At 63.7% G+C, this 16,362-nt stretch carries 16 protein-coding genes; 14 read left to right on the forward strand and 2 right to left on the reverse strand.

What is annotated here, in order from left to right; genetic code table 11:
- The first annotated feature begins 213 nt into the window (after nt 1–213).
- From dnaX to GRF61_RS04825, 8 genes are all read left to right on the forward strand, one after another.
- Nucleotides 214–2,217, forward strand: a complete 2,004-nt coding sequence (dnaX, locus tag GRF61_RS04790; protein WP_169149571.1) for a DNA polymerase III subunit gamma/tau — start codon at nt 214–216, stop codon at nt 2,215–2,217.
- A gap of 49 nt (nt 2,218–2,266) precedes the next feature.
- Nucleotides 2,267–2,590, forward strand: a complete 324-nt coding sequence (locus GRF61_RS04795) for a YbaB/EbfC family nucleoid-associated protein (RefSeq protein WP_133591529.1) — start codon at nt 2,267–2,269, stop codon at nt 2,588–2,590.
- A gap of 4 nt (nt 2,591–2,594) precedes the next feature.
- The gene (recR, locus tag GRF61_RS04800; protein WP_169149572.1) at nt 2,595–3,188 is read left to right on the forward strand and encodes a recombination mediator RecR; all 594 of its coding nucleotides are present in this window, start codon (nt 2,595–2,597) and stop codon (nt 3,186–3,188) included.
- A gap of 188 nt (nt 3,189–3,376) precedes the next feature.
- On the forward strand, nt 3,377–3,970 hold the full coding sequence (gene petA / locus GRF61_RS04805; protein WP_169149573.1) for a ubiquinol-cytochrome c reductase iron-sulfur subunit: 594 nt from the start codon (nt 3,377–3,379) through the stop codon (nt 3,968–3,970).
- 3 nt (nt 3,971–3,973) lie between these two features.
- A complete protein-coding gene (locus GRF61_RS04810; RefSeq protein ID WP_169149574.1) occupies nt 3,974–5,242 on the forward strand; it encodes a cytochrome bc complex cytochrome b subunit in 1,269 nt (422 codons plus the stop codon).
- Entirely contained in the window at nt 5,239–5,991 is a 753-nt protein-coding gene (locus GRF61_RS04815; protein WP_169149575.1) for a cytochrome c1, read from the forward strand. Before GRF61_RS04810 ends, GRF61_RS04815 begins: the two co-directional genes overlap by 4 nt.
- A 109-nt stretch (nt 5,992–6,100) precedes the next feature.
- The gene (locus GRF61_RS04820; protein ID WP_133591519.1) at nt 6,101–6,697 is read left to right on the forward strand and encodes a glutathione S-transferase N-terminal domain-containing protein; all 597 of its coding nucleotides are present in this window, start codon (nt 6,101–6,103) and stop codon (nt 6,695–6,697) included.
- A gap of 63 nt (nt 6,698–6,760) precedes the next feature.
- Entirely contained in the window at nt 6,761–7,207 is a 447-nt protein-coding gene (locus tag GRF61_RS04825; RefSeq protein WP_169149576.1) for a ClpXP protease specificity-enhancing factor, read from the forward strand.
- Nucleotides 7,208–7,224: 17 nt separating this feature from the next.
- Here GRF61_RS04825 and GRF61_RS04830 read toward each other — a convergent pair whose 3' ends face one another.
- Nucleotides 7,225–8,406, reverse strand: coding sequence for a glycosyltransferase (locus tag GRF61_RS04830; RefSeq protein ID WP_169149577.1), 1,182 nt, complete (start codon nt 8,404–8,406; stop codon nt 7,225–7,227).
- Between the two features lie 154 nt (nt 8,407–8,560).
- Here GRF61_RS04830 and GRF61_RS04835 point away from each other — a divergent pair, with 154 nt between their 5' ends.
- Nucleotides 8,561–9,040, forward strand: coding sequence for a hemerythrin domain-containing protein (locus tag GRF61_RS04835; protein WP_169149578.1), 480 nt, complete (start codon nt 8,561–8,563; stop codon nt 9,038–9,040).
- Nucleotides 9,041–9,060: 20 nt separating this feature from the next.
- Here the strand turns inward: GRF61_RS04835 and GRF61_RS04840 are convergent, their stop codons facing one another.
- Nucleotides 9,061–10,320 (reverse strand): D-amino acid dehydrogenase, encoded by a 1,260-nt coding sequence (locus GRF61_RS04840; protein ID WP_169149579.1) that lies wholly within the window; start codon nt 10,318–10,320, stop codon nt 9,061–9,063.
- 210 nt (nt 10,321–10,530) lie between these two features.
- Between GRF61_RS04840 and GRF61_RS04845 the strand changes: the two genes are divergently transcribed.
- From GRF61_RS04845 to groL, 5 genes are all read left to right on the forward strand, one after another.
- Nucleotides 10,531–11,532, forward strand: a complete 1,002-nt coding sequence (locus tag GRF61_RS04845) for a class 1 fructose-bisphosphatase (RefSeq protein WP_169149580.1) — start codon at nt 10,531–10,533, stop codon at nt 11,530–11,532.
- A 75-nt stretch (nt 11,533–11,607) separates the two neighbouring features.
- Nucleotides 11,608–13,290 (forward strand): autotransporter assembly complex family protein, encoded by a 1,683-nt coding sequence (locus GRF61_RS04850; RefSeq protein ID WP_169149626.1) that lies wholly within the window; start codon nt 11,608–11,610, stop codon nt 13,288–13,290.
- A gap of 68 nt (nt 13,291–13,358) precedes the next feature.
- Nucleotides 13,359–13,949 (forward strand): chemotaxis protein CheD, encoded by a 591-nt coding sequence (locus GRF61_RS04855; protein WP_169149581.1) that lies wholly within the window; start codon nt 13,359–13,361, stop codon nt 13,947–13,949.
- 167 nt (nt 13,950–14,116) lie between these two features.
- Entirely contained in the window at nt 14,117–14,407 is a 291-nt protein-coding gene (groES, locus tag GRF61_RS04860) for a co-chaperone GroES (RefSeq protein ID WP_110528817.1), read from the forward strand.
- Nucleotides 14,408–14,456: 49 nt separating this feature from the next.
- The gene (gene groL, locus GRF61_RS04865) at nt 14,457–16,100 is read left to right on the forward strand and encodes a chaperonin GroEL (protein ID WP_133591504.1); all 1,644 of its coding nucleotides are present in this window, start codon (nt 14,457–14,459) and stop codon (nt 16,098–16,100) included.
- Nucleotides 16,101–16,362 lie beyond the last annotated feature (262 nt).

Raw genomic sequence — 16,362 nt, forward strand, 5'->3', positions numbered from 1 at the left:
CGGCGAATACAGCAATCAGCGTGGCGGTGAAGGAAGGTGGAGGGGTTTGCATGGCGGTCTCCAGTCGCGCTTGGCGAACACTCGATGTGGCTAGCGTAGATGTTGGGGTTTGATAGGGCTAATTGATTGATTGAATCAATGCAATTGGTTTGAGCAATGAACTGCATTTGGCGGACGGAAAGGGAAGCGGTGCGCCTCTGCTAGAATCCGCGCATGAGTTATCAAGTCCTTGCGCGTAAGTGGCGACCCAAATCCTTCGGCACGCTGGTGGGCCAGGAGCATGTCGTCCGGGCCCTGAGCCACGCGCTCGCCACCGGCAGGCTGCATCACGCCTATCTGTTCACCGGCACCCGCGGGGTGGGCAAGACCACCATCAGCCGCATCCTGTCCAAGGCCCTTAATTGCGAGACCGGAATCACCGCCGAGCCCTGTGGTGTCTGCGACGCCTGCCGGGCGATAGATGCCGACCGCTTCCCGGATTACGTGGAGATGGACGCTGCCTCCAATCGCGGGGTTGAGGACATGGCGGCGCTGCTGGACAAGGCCGTCTATGCGCCGGTGCAGGGGCGTTACAAGGTGTACATGATCGATGAAGTGCATATGCTCACCGGTCATGCCTTCAACGCCATGCTCAAGACGCTGGAAGAGCCGCCCGAGCATGTGAAATTCATTCTGGCCACCACCGACCCGCAGAAGATCCCGGTGACGGTGCTGTCGCGCTGCCTGCAGTTCAACCTGAAGCAGATGCCGCCGGGCCATATCGTCGAGCATCTCACCCGGGTGCTGGAGGCGGAGGCGGTGCCTTTCGAGGCGGGCGCGCTGCGCCACCTAGCAAAGGCCGCCAGCGGCTCGATGCGGGATGCGCTGTCGCTGCTGGACCAGGCGATTGCCCACGGCGCTGGCAAGGTCGAGGAGGAGCAGGTCACCCACATGCTGGGGACGGTGGGCGACGATCATCTATATGCGGTGCTGGACGCGCTGGCCGCCGGCGACGTTCCCGGCTTGCTGGCCGTGGCGGACGGCATGGAGGCCCGCAGCCTCTCCTTCGACGCGGCGCTGCAATCCCTGGCTTCGCTGCTTACGCGTCTGGCGCTGGCGCAATTTGCGCCGGCGGCGATTGACGACGAGGCGGAACGTCAGCGGCTGGCGCCGCATATCGCCCACTTCGATGCCGAGTATCTGCAACTGGCCTATCAGATTGCCATCCACGGCAGGGATGAGCTTGCCCTGGCGCCGGACGAGTACAGCGGCTTCACGATGACCTTATTGCGGCTCCATGCCTTCCGTCCGGAGCAGCCGCCGGCGCTGGGCAGCCCGGCTGCGGAAGGCGGCGGCGGAGGTATTGCCCGTGCGATCCCGGCGGGAGGTGCGCTCGCGCGACCGGCGCCTGTTCTGCCTGCTGGAGTGCCGGCGGCGGCCGCGGCGGTGGCCTCCGGCACGGCCGTCCAGGCAGCGCCCGCGAATGAAGCCTTGCGGGCAGCAACTGCCGCGGCAGCGCCACCGACCCGGGGAGAGGTGGTCAAGGAGCCCGCCGCAGCGAAGCCGGCCATAGTGGATCCGCCGGCTGCAGTCCAGGCGCCCCCCCGCCCCCAGAGCGACGTGCCGCCCTGGGAGGCTTTGCCGCCCGAGGCCATGCTGGACGATGCCGACATGGCGCCGTCCGGCCGGATGGACGACGAACCGGTTTTCATCGATCCGGCTCCTGCTCCGGCTGCCACCCCCGCGGTTCAACGTGCCGCATCGGCCGCTCTATCTCCAGCGGCTGTTGAGGCTGCCGGGGACGACTCCGCTGCAGATGCGCCCGCATCTTCTGCGGCTGCGGAGGCCGCGCTGGCGGCACGGAACTGGCGAAGTCTGCTGCGGGCGCTGGGCGTGGGCGGTTTAGTACGCGAACTGGGGCAGCACTGCGAGTGGGCGGCCTGCGACGGCGAGGTGTTGTCGCTACGCCTGTCCAGCACGCATAAGCATCTTTTCGAGATGAATCGCGGCGCGGTGGACCGATTGCAAGAACAGCTTTCCACCGTGCTGGGCAGGCCGATGCGGCTGCGCATCGACATTGGCGCCATCGAAGGGGAGACGCCGGCACAGCGCGACGAGATCGAGCGTCGTGCCCGCCATGCTTCCGCGGTTGCCGCGCTCGAGAGTGATCCTTTTGTCCGTGAGCTGATCGAACGCTTCGATGCCACCCTGGTCGAGGAATCGGTCAAGCCGCTCTGATCCGCCGTTGGCGGACCTCTGTATTCAATTCAATTCTTGGAGAAAGATCATGATGAAAGGCGGTATCGCGGGCCTGATGAAGCAGGCCCAGCAGATGCAGGACAACATGAAGAAGATGCAGGACCAACTGGCCAGCGTCGAAGTGGAAGGCCAGTCCGGTGCCGGCATGGTCAAGGTCGTAATGACCTGCAAGTACGACGTGCGCCGGGTCGCCATCGATGACTCGGTGATGGACGACAAGGAAATGCTGGAGGACCTGGTGGCCGCGGCCTTGAACGACGCGGTGCGCAAGGTCGAGGCGACCACCCAGGAAAAGATGGCCGGCTTCACCTCCGGCCTGAACCTGCCGCCGGGCTTCAAGCTGCCGTTCTGAGTCCATGCAGCCTTCCAGTCTCGACGAGCTGATCGAAGCCCTGCGTTGCCTGCCGGGCGTGGGCCCGAAGTCGGCGCAGCGCATGGCCTATCACCTGCTGCAGCGTGACCAGCGAGGCGCGGCGCGGTTGGCCGGTGCGCTGGGGCATGCCCTGGACGTCCTGCAGCATTGCGGGCGCTGCAACACCTTCAGCGAGACCGAGATATGCCAGCGCTGCGCCAACCCCCGGCGCGACCCAGCACAGCTCTGTATCGTCGAGATGCCGGCCGACCTGGCGATGATCGAGCAGACGCAGTCCTACAATGGCCTCTACTACGTGCTGATGGGGCGTCTTTCGCCGCTGGACGGGATCGGGCCGCGCGAACTGAAGCTCGACAAGCTGATCGCGCGGGCGACCGACGGCATCGTCCAGGAGGTCATCCTGGCGACCAATTTCACCAACGAAGGAGAGGCAACAGCCCATACGGTCGCCTCGCTGCTCTCTCCCCGCGGCCTGCGCATCAGCCGCCTCTCCCGCGGTGTCCCGGTCGGCGGTGAGCTGGAGCATACCGATACCGGCACCATCGCCCAGGCCTTGGTGGAGCGCCGAACGGTATAAAACAGCCCGATTGTGCATCGCATAAAAACCGGGCTTGAATTTCCGTATTATTTCTGAGGTCATCGGGGTGAAAGCCTTGTGGCGCTTGGTCGGCGCTGGTTTTGGCTTTCCTCCGACTAAGTGAATCCGCTATAATCAAAAGGTTTTTTGCATTCGGGTCTTTCGTTTTCCTTTCTGGGAAGAGGGTCATGAGCGTTGATCATAAAATGGACAGTAGCCGCCGGCAGTTGCTGGTGGCGACGTCCGCCGCGGGAGGAGTCGCCGCGGTAGCAACGGCGGTGCCGTTCGTTGCCAGCCTCACGCCGTCCGAGCGTGCCAAGGCTGCCGGGGCGCCTGTCGAGGTGGATGTGGGTAAGCTCGCGCCGGGCGAGATGATGACGGTGGAGTGGCGGGGCAAGCCGGTGTGGATCCTGCGCCGCACGCCGGAAATGCTGGCATCCCTCGACAAGACGGCTGATCTGGTGAGCGATCCGGAATCGCAGAAGCCTCAGCAGCCGGAGTACGCCAAGAACAAGTTCCGCTCGATCAAGCCTGAGTACCTCGTCACCGTCGGTATCTGTACGCACCTCGGCTGTTCGCCTTCGGAGAAGTTCAAGGCGGGTGCTGAAAGCGGCATGGGTCCGGACTGGGTGGGCGGTTTCCTGTGCCCCTGCCATGGTTCGCAGTTCGACCTGGCCGGCCGTGTGTACAAGAGCATGCCGGCCCCGGACAACCTCGAGGTGCCGCCGCACAAGTACCTCGCGGACACCACCATCATCGTCGGTGAAGACGGAAAGGCCTAAGCGATGACGACCAAATCACAGGCTTTGCTGAATTGGATCGACGAGCGCTTCCCGCTCACGTCCAACTGGAAGGCGCACCTCTCCGAGTACTACGCGCCCAAGAACTTCAACTTCTGGTACTTCTTCGGTTCGCTGGCGCTGCTGGTGCTGGTGATACAGATCGTCACCGGGATCTTCCTGGTGATGCACTACAAGCCGGATGCCTCGCTGAACGCGGCCGGTGTGCCGGTGGCCTTCGCCAGCGTCGAGTACATCATGCGCGACGTGCCGGGCGGATGGCTGATCCGCTACATGCACTCCACCGGCGCCTCGGCCTTTTTCATCGTGGTCTACCTCCACATGTTCCGTGGCCTGCTCTATGGTTCCTACCGTAAGCCGCGCGAACTGATCTGGATCTTCGGTACCCTGATCTTCCTGGTGCTGATGGCCGAAGCCTTCATGGGCTATCTGTTGCCCTGGGGCCAGATGTCCTTCTGGGGCGCGCAGGTGATCGTGAACCTGTTCTCCGCCATTCCGCTGGTCGGTCCGGATCTGTCCCTGGTGATCCGCGGCGACTATGTGGTCTCGGACGCGACGCTGAACCGCTTCTTCTCCTTCCACGTGATCGCGGTACCGCTGGTGCTGATCGGCCTGGTCGTGGCGCACATCCTCGCGCTGCACGAAGTGGGCTCGAACAACCCGGATGGCGTCGAAATCAAGAAGAAGAAAGACGAGAACGGCATTCCGCTGGACGGTATTCCTTTCCACCCGTACTACTCGGTGAAGGACATCGTCGGCGTCGTCGGCTTCCTGTTCTTCTTCAGCGCAGTGGTGTTCTTCGCACCTGAAGGCGGTGGCTACTTCCTTGAGTTCAACAACTTCATTCCGGCCGATCCGCTGAAGACTCCGCCGCATATTGCACCGGTGTGGTACTTCACGCCCTTCTACTCGATCCTGCGTGCAGTGACCTACCCGCTGTTCGGACTCGATGCTAAGTTCTGGGGTGTGGTTGCGATGGGCGCTTCGGTAGTCATCATCGCCTTCCTGCCCTGGCTGGACCGCAGCCCGGTGAAGTCGATCCGCTACAAGGGTCCGGTCTTCAAGGGCGCGATTGCCATCTTCCTCGTCTGCTTCTTCATCCTCGGTTACCTGGGTGTGCTGCCGCCGACCGCCGGTCGTACCTTGGTGTCGCAGATCTGCTCGGTGCTCTACTTCGCCTTCTTCCTGCTGATGCCGTGGTACAGCAAGCTCGACAAGTGCAAACCCGAACCGGAAAGGGTGACTTTCAAATGAACTCGCGTGTAATCAAGCTAATCAAGCGCGCTGCTGCCGTCCTGCTGCTCGCTCCGGCGCTGGCCTTCGCCGCCGGGGCGGAGCTGCACCTGGACAAGGCGCCGGTCAGCAAGGATCCGGCGGCCCTGCAACACGGTGCCAAGCTGTTCGTCAATTACTGTCTGAACTGCCACGGTGCTTCTTACGTGCGCTACAACCGGCTGCAGGACATCGGCCTGTCGGAGCAGATGATCCGTGACAACCTGATGTTCACCGGCGACAAGGTCGGCGATCTGATGAAGATTTCGATGCATCGAGAAGATGGCAAGGCCTGGTTCGGGGCTGCGCCTCCGGATCTGTCGCTGATCGCCCGCTCGCGTGCATCCGAGTTCGGCAGCGGGGCCGACTGGCTCTACACCTACCTGCGCCAGTTCTATCGCGATCCGGCCCGCCCGACGGGTTGGAACAACGTGGTGTTCGAGAACGTGGGGATGCCCCACGTGCTGTGGGAGCTTCAGGGCGAGCAGGTGGCGAAGATCTCCGATGGTGAACACGGCAAGAAGGTCGAGCTGAGCCTTGCCAAGCCGGGCAAGCTGTCGCCGGAGGAATTCGACAAGTCGGTGGCTGATCTCGTATCCTTCCTAGTCTGGATGGGCGAGCCGGTCGCGGAAAAGCGCAAGGCCATCGGTGGCGTAGTGCTGATCTTCCTTGCCGGCCTCTTCGTGCTCTCCTACGCCTTGAAGAAGAACTACTGGAAGGACGTTCATTGAACGAACAGGTGAGCGGCCGCATCAAGGCCTAGCACCGCTTTCCTCCCCAGACGCACCACGCGCTTTGCCGCGTGGTGCGCTTTTGCTTTTGTATCGGGAGTCGTAACACATGATGAACCTGTATTCCGGCACGACCGATCCCTTCAGTCACCGTTGCCGGATCGTGCTCTACGAGAAGGGCATGGATTTCGAAGTGATCGATGTCGATCTCTACAACAAACCTGAAGACATCGCCGTCATCAACCCCTACAACCGGGTGCCGGTACTGGTGGACCGTGATCTCGTTCTTTACGAGTCCAACATCATCAACGAGTACATCGACGAGCGCTTCCCGCATCCGCAGTTGATGCCGCCTGATCCCATCATGCGCGCCCGCGCCCGCCAGTTGCTGCATACCTTCGAGCATGAGCTGTTCTCCCATATCGAAGCGCTGGAAGCCAATCAGAAGGGGGTGGACAAGAACCGCGCTCACGTGCGCGATCACCTGACCCAGCTCGCGCCCATCTTCACCAAGCAGAAGTTCATGCTGGGCGAAGAGTTTTCGATGCTGGATGTGGCCATCGCGCCGCTGCTGTGGCGCCTGGAGCACTATGGCATCGAACTGCCGAAGGCGGCTGCGCCGCTGGCGAAGTATGCCGAGCGTATCTTCAGCCGGCAGGGCTTCATCGATGCCCTGACGCCGTCCGAGAAGGTGATGCGCCGCTAATGCGGTGCCCGGCGGTCCGGCTGGCCTGGATTCAGGCCAGCCGGTGCCGGCAACAGGATTCCCATGACGACCGTATCGACCAAGCCCTACTTGATCCGTGCCATCTACGAGTGGTGCGTGGACCAGGGGTTCACCCCTTACATCGCCGCCATGGTCGACGAGCACACGCGCGTTCCGCCAGGTTATGCGCGCGACGGCCAGATCGTGCTGAACGTTGGTGCTGATGCGACGCATCAACTCGTGATGGACAACGAGTTCATCTCGTTTCAGGCGCGCTTCAACGGTGTTGCGCACTCCCTGCTGGTGCCGGTCGGCAACGTGGTGGCGATCTACGCCCGCGAGAACGGCCAAGGCATGGCTTTCGAGTTGGAGAAGGCGGAGATCTCAGCCAATGCCGGTGCCGATGAGCAACTGGTGGAGGCGCTGCCGGACGATGGGGCCGATGCCGATCGCGGCGGCAACGATGACAAGCCGCCGCCGCGTGGTGGCCATCTCAAGGTCGTGAAGTAAGCCTCTTGCCGACGGTTTTACGCTGGGCGTAGGCTGCGGGCGGGAAGGTGGCTGGCGATGGTGCTCGCATAGACGCCTTCCAGCCGGGCCGCCATTTCTTCCGCTCTCCATTGCAATGCGGTCTCCCGTGCTTCTTCGCCCAGTCGTTGCAGGGTGGGGCCGTCGCTGAGCAGTCCGCCGACAAGGTCAGCAAAGAGGCTGGCGTCGGGAGGGGCGATGCGGCATCCGCGTTCGCCGCTCAGGATGTCGCGCGTGCCCATGTCCGCGAGGGCGACTACCGGAGTACCCAGCGCCATTGCCTCAAGTAGCACCAAGCCCTGGGTTTCCGTGCGCGAAGCGAAGACGAAGAGATCTGCGGCGCGGTAGCAGTCGTGAAGCTCGCTGCCTCTGTCCAGGTAGCCGAGGAAGCGCACATGGGGGCCTAGGTTCCTGCGTTCCGTTTCCGCCTGCAGGCCGGGCAGCGCCGGCCCCTCGCCGGTAACGAGCAGCAGGGCGCGAGGATTGCGGTGGCGCAGTTGATCCACCATGTCCAACAGAAAACCGATGTTCTTCTCGTGGGCGACCCGTCCGACGTAGAGCAGCAATTGCCTGTCCTTGCCTATGCCGTAGCGGTTGCGGAAGTAACAGCCATCGCCGCCATGGAACTGTTCGTCCGGGATGCCGGTGGGCAGGACTTGCAGCGGTCGGCTGACCCCGTAATGGGCCAGCGCATCTGCCATGGCGCGCGATGGAACGATCACGCGGTCCATCGCATTGCACTGCCCGCGGGAGAAGCGGCGGGCGAGAGCGCGCAGCCAGGATCTCGGCAGCACGGAAATGTAATGGAAGAGGTATTCCTCGAAGAAGGTGTGGTAAGTCGCGAGGCAAGGCAGGTTGAGCTTGCGCGCGATTTCCAGGCCGGCGTAATGGGCGACGAAAGGGGTGTGGATGTGCACCGCGTCGAAGTTTCGCGCTTGCAGGTCTGCATGACGGAGGCGTATGGCCCCGCTGCGCATCATCCTGTCCTCCGGGTCCAAGGGAATGTAGCGGGAAGGGATGCGCAGCAACCCCGTATCGTCCTGTTCGGCGCCGGGATAGGCGGGGGCGATGAGGGTGGAACGGACGCCGCGCTCGGCTAGGGCGCAGCGGAAGGTTTCAATCGAGGTGCTGACCCCGTTGATGCGCGGGAAGTACACATCGGAGATCATCAGGATGTTCATGGGCGGCCAAGGCTGGACAATGCCGCCAATCTAGGGGATGGGGGTGACGGTTTCGTTTCACTCCCATCCGCAGAATTGATCAGGATCAGGGCTACGCCTGGGCCGGTCGGCTATAAGCGCGAAACCCCTCTTCCGGATATTCATGGAGACAGAAATGCCGGTGATGCAATGGAGCGAGCAACTCGAGCTTGGCTTGGGCAGGATGGACGACACCCACCGCGAGTTCGTCGAGTACTACAACGCGCTGGCTTCGGCATCGCCGGAGACTTTCCTGGAAAAGCTCGACGCCTTCATCGAGCACACGATTGGCCATTTCGACCAGGAGAACCGCTGGATGGAGCAAGTGGATTTCCCAGGCTGCCATCGTGCCGAGCACGATCGGGTGCTGGCGGTGATGCATGAGGTGAGGGCGCGGGTAGAGAAGGGCGATAAGGCGCTGGGGACGCGTCTGGTGGAGGAATTGCCACCCTGGTTCGAGAATCACGCAGGCGGAATGGATGCCGCGCTGGCTTTCCACCTGCAGAGCATTGGCTTCGACGTGGAGAAGGAGGGCGGGGGGATCGCGCCCGGAGGCTGTGGGCCAGCTTCTTGCACCTGCGGTGGGGCTGCTTCCAAGGAGAGCGCGGCCGCTTGAGGCCGCATTGGCGCGGACAGTCAGGCGCCTGGGCGGAAGGGAAAGTCCGGCGCAGGGCGCCTGCCCTGCATCAACTCCGCCAGCGCGGCGGCCGAACCGCAGGAGAGCGTCCAGCCCAGGGTGCCGTGGCCGGTGTTGTACCAGAGGTTCTTGCCCCAGCCCTTGCCGATGAGCGGGATGTTGCCCGGGGTAGCCGGGCGCAGACCGGCCCAGAGTTGAGCCTGGGCGGGGTCGATGGCGCCTGGCAGCCTGTCGTTCACCCAATCGAGGATGGCGCGGCCGCGCTCCGGCCTTACGCTGGCGTCGAAGCCATTCAGCTCGGCCGTGCCGGCAATGCGCAGGCGGTCGCCGAGGCGCGAGCAGACAATGCGGCGGGATTCGTCAGTGAGGCTGACCCCGGGCGCAAGATCCTCATCGACGATAGGCGCAGTGACCGAGTAGCCCTTCACCGGATAGATGGGTAGCCGCTGCCCCAGCGGCGCCACGAGGGCCGGGCTGAAACTTCCGAGGCAGAGCACATAGGCCTGCGCGGAGAGGGTGCCCGTGCGGCCAGCTGAGTCCCGCACCTCGATTCCGCTAATCCGTTCGCCGCTGCGATCCAGTCGCTCTATCGTCGTGCCGTAGTGGAAGCGGACGCCCACGTCGCGCAAGTGCGCCGCCAGAGCCTGGGTAAATCGAAAGGCATCGCCGGATTCGTCGTCGGGTGCGTAGATGCCGCCCGCCAGCCGGCCCGCCAGGCGCTGCAGCGCCGGTTCTACCTCGAAGCACTCGTCGGCCCTGCACGCGCGGGCTGTGATACCCAAGTGATTCAGTTCGGCAACGCGGGCAGGCACCTGGCGGAACTCTTCCGCCGAGAAAAAGAGATGCAGGATGCCGCGCTGCAATTGGTCGTAAGTGATACCGGTTTCTGTCCGCAGTGCCCGCAGATGGTTTGCGCTGGAGATGGCCAGGGAGGCGATGGCGCGGGTGTTGCGGCGGCTGCGCCAGGGCAGGCACTCGTGCAGGAAGGAGAGTGCCCAGCGCCATTGCGCCATGCGCGCATGGGGGCGGAACAGCAGCGGCGCGTCCTCGCGGCCCAGCCAGCGCAGGGCGAGCAGGGGCGCTGAGGGGTTGGCCCAGGGTTCCGGGTGGCTTACCGAGATCTGTCCGCCGTTGGCGAAGCTGGTTTCGAGCCCGGCTTCCGCTTGGCGATCAACGAGGGTGACTTCGAAGCCCGCCTTGTGGAGAAACCAGGCGGTAGTGACGCCGGTGACACCGGCGCCGAGGACCATCACATGCATAGAAAGGGTATCTTGTCCGCGGAGGCTCCGGTACGAGTACTAGCGGTAAGTAGTAGTTCCACCGGAGGGGGGATGATAAGCGCTGGATCGGCTTCGGGGGTAATGGGCGTGGCACGGTCCTGATACCGGCTGTTTCGGAGTGGTGCGCCGTCGTGCAGGAAGCGGGATAATCCGCAGCTCCGCCATCCAATCACTCCAGGGAGCTGTTTCATGCGTCGAGTCACCCTCACCCAGTTTTTGATCGAGCAGCAGCGCGCCGGCCGCATCACCGCCGACCTTCGCTTGCTGATCGAGGTCGTGGCCCGCGCGGTGAAGGCCATCAGCGTGAATGTGTCCAAGGGGGCGCTGGCCGGCATCCTTGGCGAGGCGGGCACCGACAACGTTCAGGGCGAGGCGCAGAAGAAGCTGGATGTGATCGCCAACGAGATCCTGTTGCAGGCGAACGAATGGGGTGGCCACTTGGCTGCGATGGCCTCGGAAGAAGTGGAGGAAGTACATCACATCCCCTTCGACTACCCCAAGGGGGGGTATCTGCTGCTGTTCGATCCGCTCGACGGCTCCTCCAACATCGATGTGAACGTCTCGGTAGGCACCATTTTTTCGGTACTGCGCCATGACAAGGAGGCTGGTGAGGCCACTGAACAGAGCTTCCTGCAGCCCGGCACGAGCCAGGCCGCTGCGGGGTACGCGCTTTATGGCCCCTCCACCCTGCTGGTGTTGACCGTGGGCAGCGGCGTGCATGGCTTCACGCTGGATCGGGAAATGGGCAGCTTCGTCTATACCACGCCTTTCATGACCGTCCCGGAAGAGACGCAGGAATATGCGATCAACGCTTCCAATCAGCGTTTCTGGGAGCCGCCGGTGCAGCGTTACGTGGAAGAACTGCAGCAAGGCAAGACCGGCCCGCGTGGCAAGGACTTCAATATGCGCTGGGTGGCGTCCATGGTGGCGGACGTGCATCGCATCCTCACCCGCGGCGGCATTTTCATGTATCCGATGGACGAGAAGTGCCGTGACAAGGGCGGCAAGCTGCGCCTGATGTACGAGGCGAACCCGATGGCGATGCTGGTGGAGCAGGCTGGCGGCGCGGCGACTACCGGCCGAGAGCGCATCATGGCATTGCAGCCCGAGAGGCTGCACCAGCGGGTACCGGTCATCCTTGGCTCGAAGCGGGAGGTCGAGCGCGTCACCGCCTATCACCAGGAAGGCTGACGCGGTTTGCACAGACCCGCTTTCCTGCACGGTGCGCGCAACAGCCTCCTGGCGCTGCTGTGTGGCGCGGCGCTCATGCCAGGCGAGGCGGCGGCCTTCGACGTCGTGCTGGAGGCGCCGAGCGAACTGCGCGCCTTGTTGATGCAGCATGTGCGTCTCCTCAAGCAAGACGAGAAGGTGCTGCCGGCAGCGGGGCCGGATCGCAGGGCGTTGATCCGCCGAACGCAGCGGGAAGTCACCGATCTGCTGGCGACCGAAGGTTATTTTTCGCCGGAGATCGACATCGACCAGCAGGAGCGCGAGCGCTGGCGCCTGCTTGTAACGCCGGGGCCGCGAACGACGGTACGTAACGTCACCCTGTCCTTCGAAGGCGAACTCGCCGACGGGGCTCCGGAGCGTACAGCGCGGGTCGCAGAACTGCGCAAGGGCTGGCGCTTGCCGGCCGGTAAGCCTTTCCGCCAGGGCGACTGGGACGGCGCGAAGCAGGCGCTGATGGACGAGGTGGGCGCCCGTCGCTATGCCGCGGCGCGGGTGGTGCAGAGCCGGGCGACGGTGGATGCCGAGGCGGCCACGGTGGATTTGAGCGTGACCGTAGACAGCGGCCCGCCGTTCTTCCTCGGCCCCCTCGAAGTCAGTGGTCTGCAGGCGCTGCCGGGAGACTTCGTCGCCCGCTTCAGTGGCCTGGAGGTTGGCGACGAGTATGACCGTAGCGCGCTGCTGACCTTGCAGCGCACGCTGCAGAATGCGCCGCAGTTCGCCTCGGTGGTCGTAGACGTGGAACGGGATGCGGCCAAAGCCGCCGCGGTGCCGGTGAATGTGCAGGTGGTCGAAGCGAGGTCGCGCAGACTGGGGTTTGGTGCCGGCTTCTCCAGCAATACCGGCTACCGCGTCGAGACGACCTATCGTGACGTGAACCTGTGGCGGCGCGGCTGGGAACTCTCCTCCGGGCTACGCCTGGAGCAGCGCCGCCAGTCCGCCTATGCGGACATCTTCCTGCCACCCGAGGGAGGCCACCGCGACAGCATAGGCGCCCTGGTCGACCGTAGCGACCTCGAAGGCCTGAAGCTGGAGAACCGCGCCGTTGGTGTGGCGCGGACCACGGTGCGGGGCGACATCGAAACCAAGCTGGCCTTGCGGCTGCAGCACGAAATCCTGGAGCCGGATGGTGCGGAGAAGAGCACACAGAATGCGCTGACACTGAATTGGACCTGGGTTCAGCGCGCAGTGGATGACCTGCTCGACCCGCGTGCCGGCAACGTGCTGGAATTCCAGGTTGGTGGGGGCTCCAGCATTGCGCTGGCCGAACAGGATTTCGTCCGCCTCTATAGCCGTTACGTCCATTACCGGCCGATGGGCGAGACCGATAGCCTGATCCTGCGGCTGGAAGGCGGCGCCACGCTGGCGAAGACCCGTGAGGGCATCCCGCAGGATTTCCTCTTCCGCGCCGGCGGCGCGCAGTCCGTGCGTGGCTATGCGTACCAGAGCCTGGGCGTGTCCGAGGGGGATGCAACCGTCGGTGGCCGCTACCTCGGCATCGCAAGTGCGGAATATGTGCGCTGGTTCCGCCCGGCCTGGGGGGCGGCCTTCTTCGTGGACAGCGGCGACGCGGCTGATTCGCGTGAGTCTTTCCGCCTGCACACCGGCTACGGGGTGGGCGGGCGCTGGCGTAGCCCGGCCGGGCCGCTGGCGGTTGACCTGGCCTGGGGGCAGCAAGACCGTCGACTACGCCTCCATTTCGGTGTCGCCATCGCTTTCTGAAGGTGGGATTGGACTATGCTGGCGGGGCATCGCCGATCTTCGTTGGCGTGCATTCTGGCCGTCCTTCAATGAGTACCGAATCCAATCTCACCGGCCGCGAACTGGAACGACGCGCCCGCGTCATTCTGCCGGGGGGCTGGGCCGTCGAGCAGCAACTGCCGATCGCCACGCTGCTGGGTTCCTGTGTGGCGGTAGCCTTCTACGACCCCCATCTGCACCTGGCCGGCATGAACCATTTCATGCTGCCGCATTTCGATCGTGTGGCCGAACGTGCAGAAGAAGACGCGCTGCTGGCCGGCGACTATGCGATGGAGGCCCTGCTCAACGGCATGCTGGCGCGAGGAGCGAAGAAGGCACGGCTGTTCGCCAAGGCCTTTGGCGGCGGGGCGGTGGTGTCCTCGCTGGACCGCTCGCCGATTGGCGAGCGCAATGTCCAATTCGCCCGGGAGTGGCTGGCGCGCGAGGGGATTCCGCTACGCGCCTCGGATTTCCTCGGCCCTTGGTCGCGCAAGGTGGTGGTGGATCCCGCCAGTGGCGATGTGTTCTGTAGGCGGGGCGGCGGCTCGCTGGCCGTCGCCCGCCGCATCGAGAGTGCTGAGCGCGCCTACGCCGAAGAGTTGGCGCAACGCCGGCGTAAGGGCGACATCGAGCTTTTCTGATTTGCAGCGATTCAAAGCTGTGCTCTTGAAATCGCCCAAGTGCGTCCCTATTATTAGCACTCGTTGGCAGTGAGTGCTAACGCACCCCGGGGCAACTCCGGGGACCTTGAGAACATCCCAGCGGGTTTGGCCCGCGCAAGTTGAATCCGTAAGAAGGAGAAAACTCGATGAAGATTCGTCCCTTGCATGATCGCGTGATCGTCAAGCGTCTGGAAGCCGAGCGCAAGACCGCCAGCGGTATCGTGATCCCCGACTCCGCTGGCGAAAAGCCTGACCAGGGCGAAGTGCTGGCCGTCGGTAACGGCAAGATCCTGGACGATGGCAAGGTTCGCCCGATGGCCGTCAAGGCTGGCGACAAGGTGCTGTTCGGCAAGTACGCCGGCCAGTCCGTCAAGGTCGATGGCGAAGAACTGCTCGTCATGCGCGAAGAAGACATCATGGGCGTGGTCGAGGCCTGAGCCTCCCTCCCATCCTCATCCGCAATCGAATTTCAAGGAGTTCTGAAGAATGGCTGCTAAAGAAGTCAAGTTTGGCGATTCCGCCCGCGAACGCATGGTTGCCGGCATCAACGTGCTGGCCAACGCGGTCAAGGTGACTCTGGGCCCGAAGGGCCGCAACGTGGTGCTGGAGCGTTCCTTCGGCGCCCCCACCGTGACCAAGGACGGTGTGTCCGTCGCCAAGGAAATCGAACTGAAGGACAAGTTCGAGAACATGGGCGCCCAGATGGTCAAGGAAGTCGCTTCCAAGACTTCCGACATCGCCGGTGACGGCACCACCACCGCCACCGTGCTGGCCCAGTCCATCGTCCGCGAAGGCATGAAGTATGTGGCCGCCGGCATGAACCCGATGGACCTGAAGCGCGGCATCGACAAGGCTGTCATCGCCACCATCGACGAGCTGAAGAAGCTGTCCAAGCCCTGCTCGACCAACAAGGAAATCGCTCAGGTCGGCTCCATTTCCGCCAACTCCGACAGCGACATCGGCGACATCATCGCCAGCGCCATGGACAAGGTCGGCAAGGAAGGCGTCATCACCGTTGAAGACGGCAAGAGCCTGAGCAACGAGCTGGATGTGGTCGAAGGCATGCAGTTCGACCGCGGCTACCTGTCGCCCTACTTCATCAACAACCCGGACAAGCAGGTTGCCATTCTGGAAAACCCGTTCGTCCTGCTGTTCGACAAGAAGATCTCCAACATCCGCGATCTGCTGCCGGTGCTGGAGCAAGTCGCCAAGGCTGGCCGCCCGCTGCTGATCATCGCCGAAGACGTCGATGGTGAAGCGCTGGCTACCCTGGTGGTGAACAACATCCGTGGCATCCTGAAGACCTGCGCCGTCAAGGCTCCGGGCTTCGGCGACCGCCGCAAGGCCATGCTGGAAGACATCGCCGTACTGACCGGCGGCCAGGTGATCGCCGAAGAAGTCGGCCTGAACCTGGAAAAGGCCACCCTGGCCGAACTGGGCCAGGCCAAGCGCATCGAAGTCGGCAAGGAGAACACCATCGTTATCGATGGCGCCGGCGACGCTTCCCGCATCGAAGCTCGTGTGAAGCAGATCCGCGTGCAGATCGAAGAAGCCACTTCAGATTACGACCGTGAAAAGCTGCAAGAGCGCGTGGCCAAGCTGGCCGGCGGCGTTGCGGTGATCAAGGTCGGTGCCGCCACTGAAGTCGAGATGAAGGAAAAGAAGGCTCGTGTGGAAGATGCGCTGCACGCCACCCGCGCTGCGGTGGAAGAAGGCATCGTCCCGGGGGGCGGCGTTGCGCTGCTGCGTGCCCGCGCCAACCTGGGCGGGCTGAAGGGCGACAACCACGACCAGGATGCCGGCATCAAGATCGTGCTGCGCGCCATGGAGCAGCCGCTGCGTGAAATCGTCGCCAACGCGGGTGACGAGCCTTCCGTGGTGGTGAACAAGGTTGTCGAAGGCAAGGGCAACTTCGGCTACAACGCCGCGACCGGCGAGTACGGCGACATGGTCGAGATGGGCGTGCTGGATCCGACCAAGGTCACCCGCACCGCGCTGCAGAACGCTGCTTCCGTGGCCGGCCTGATGCTGACCACCGACTGCATGGTTGGTGAACTGGCTGAAGACAAGCCGGCCATGCCGCCGATGGGTGGCATGGGTGGTATGGGCGGCATGGACATGGGTATGTAATACCCGTCCGGTCTCCCAGACCAGAAACGGCCCCGCCATGGCGGGGCCGTTTGCCGTTTACGGCGCATGGATGCGCACGCCGACGGAATGGAAGCGTGGGATAATCCATGATCTGCAGAGGGAAAAAAGCGGCAGGGAGCGTCCGTTGCGGAAGCCGGACACTCCCCGGAACCCGTCGGCGTAGGCCGTCGTGTTCCCGAAGACCGAGCAAAAGGAGAACAGCGGTTGCGACTCTAGGGCTGGCCGCTTACGTGCAACTTAC

This window comes from Azoarcus sp. TTM-91, from assembly GCF_012911025.1.
Classification (GTDB): Bacteria; Pseudomonadota; Gammaproteobacteria; order Burkholderiales; family Rhodocyclaceae; genus Azoarcus.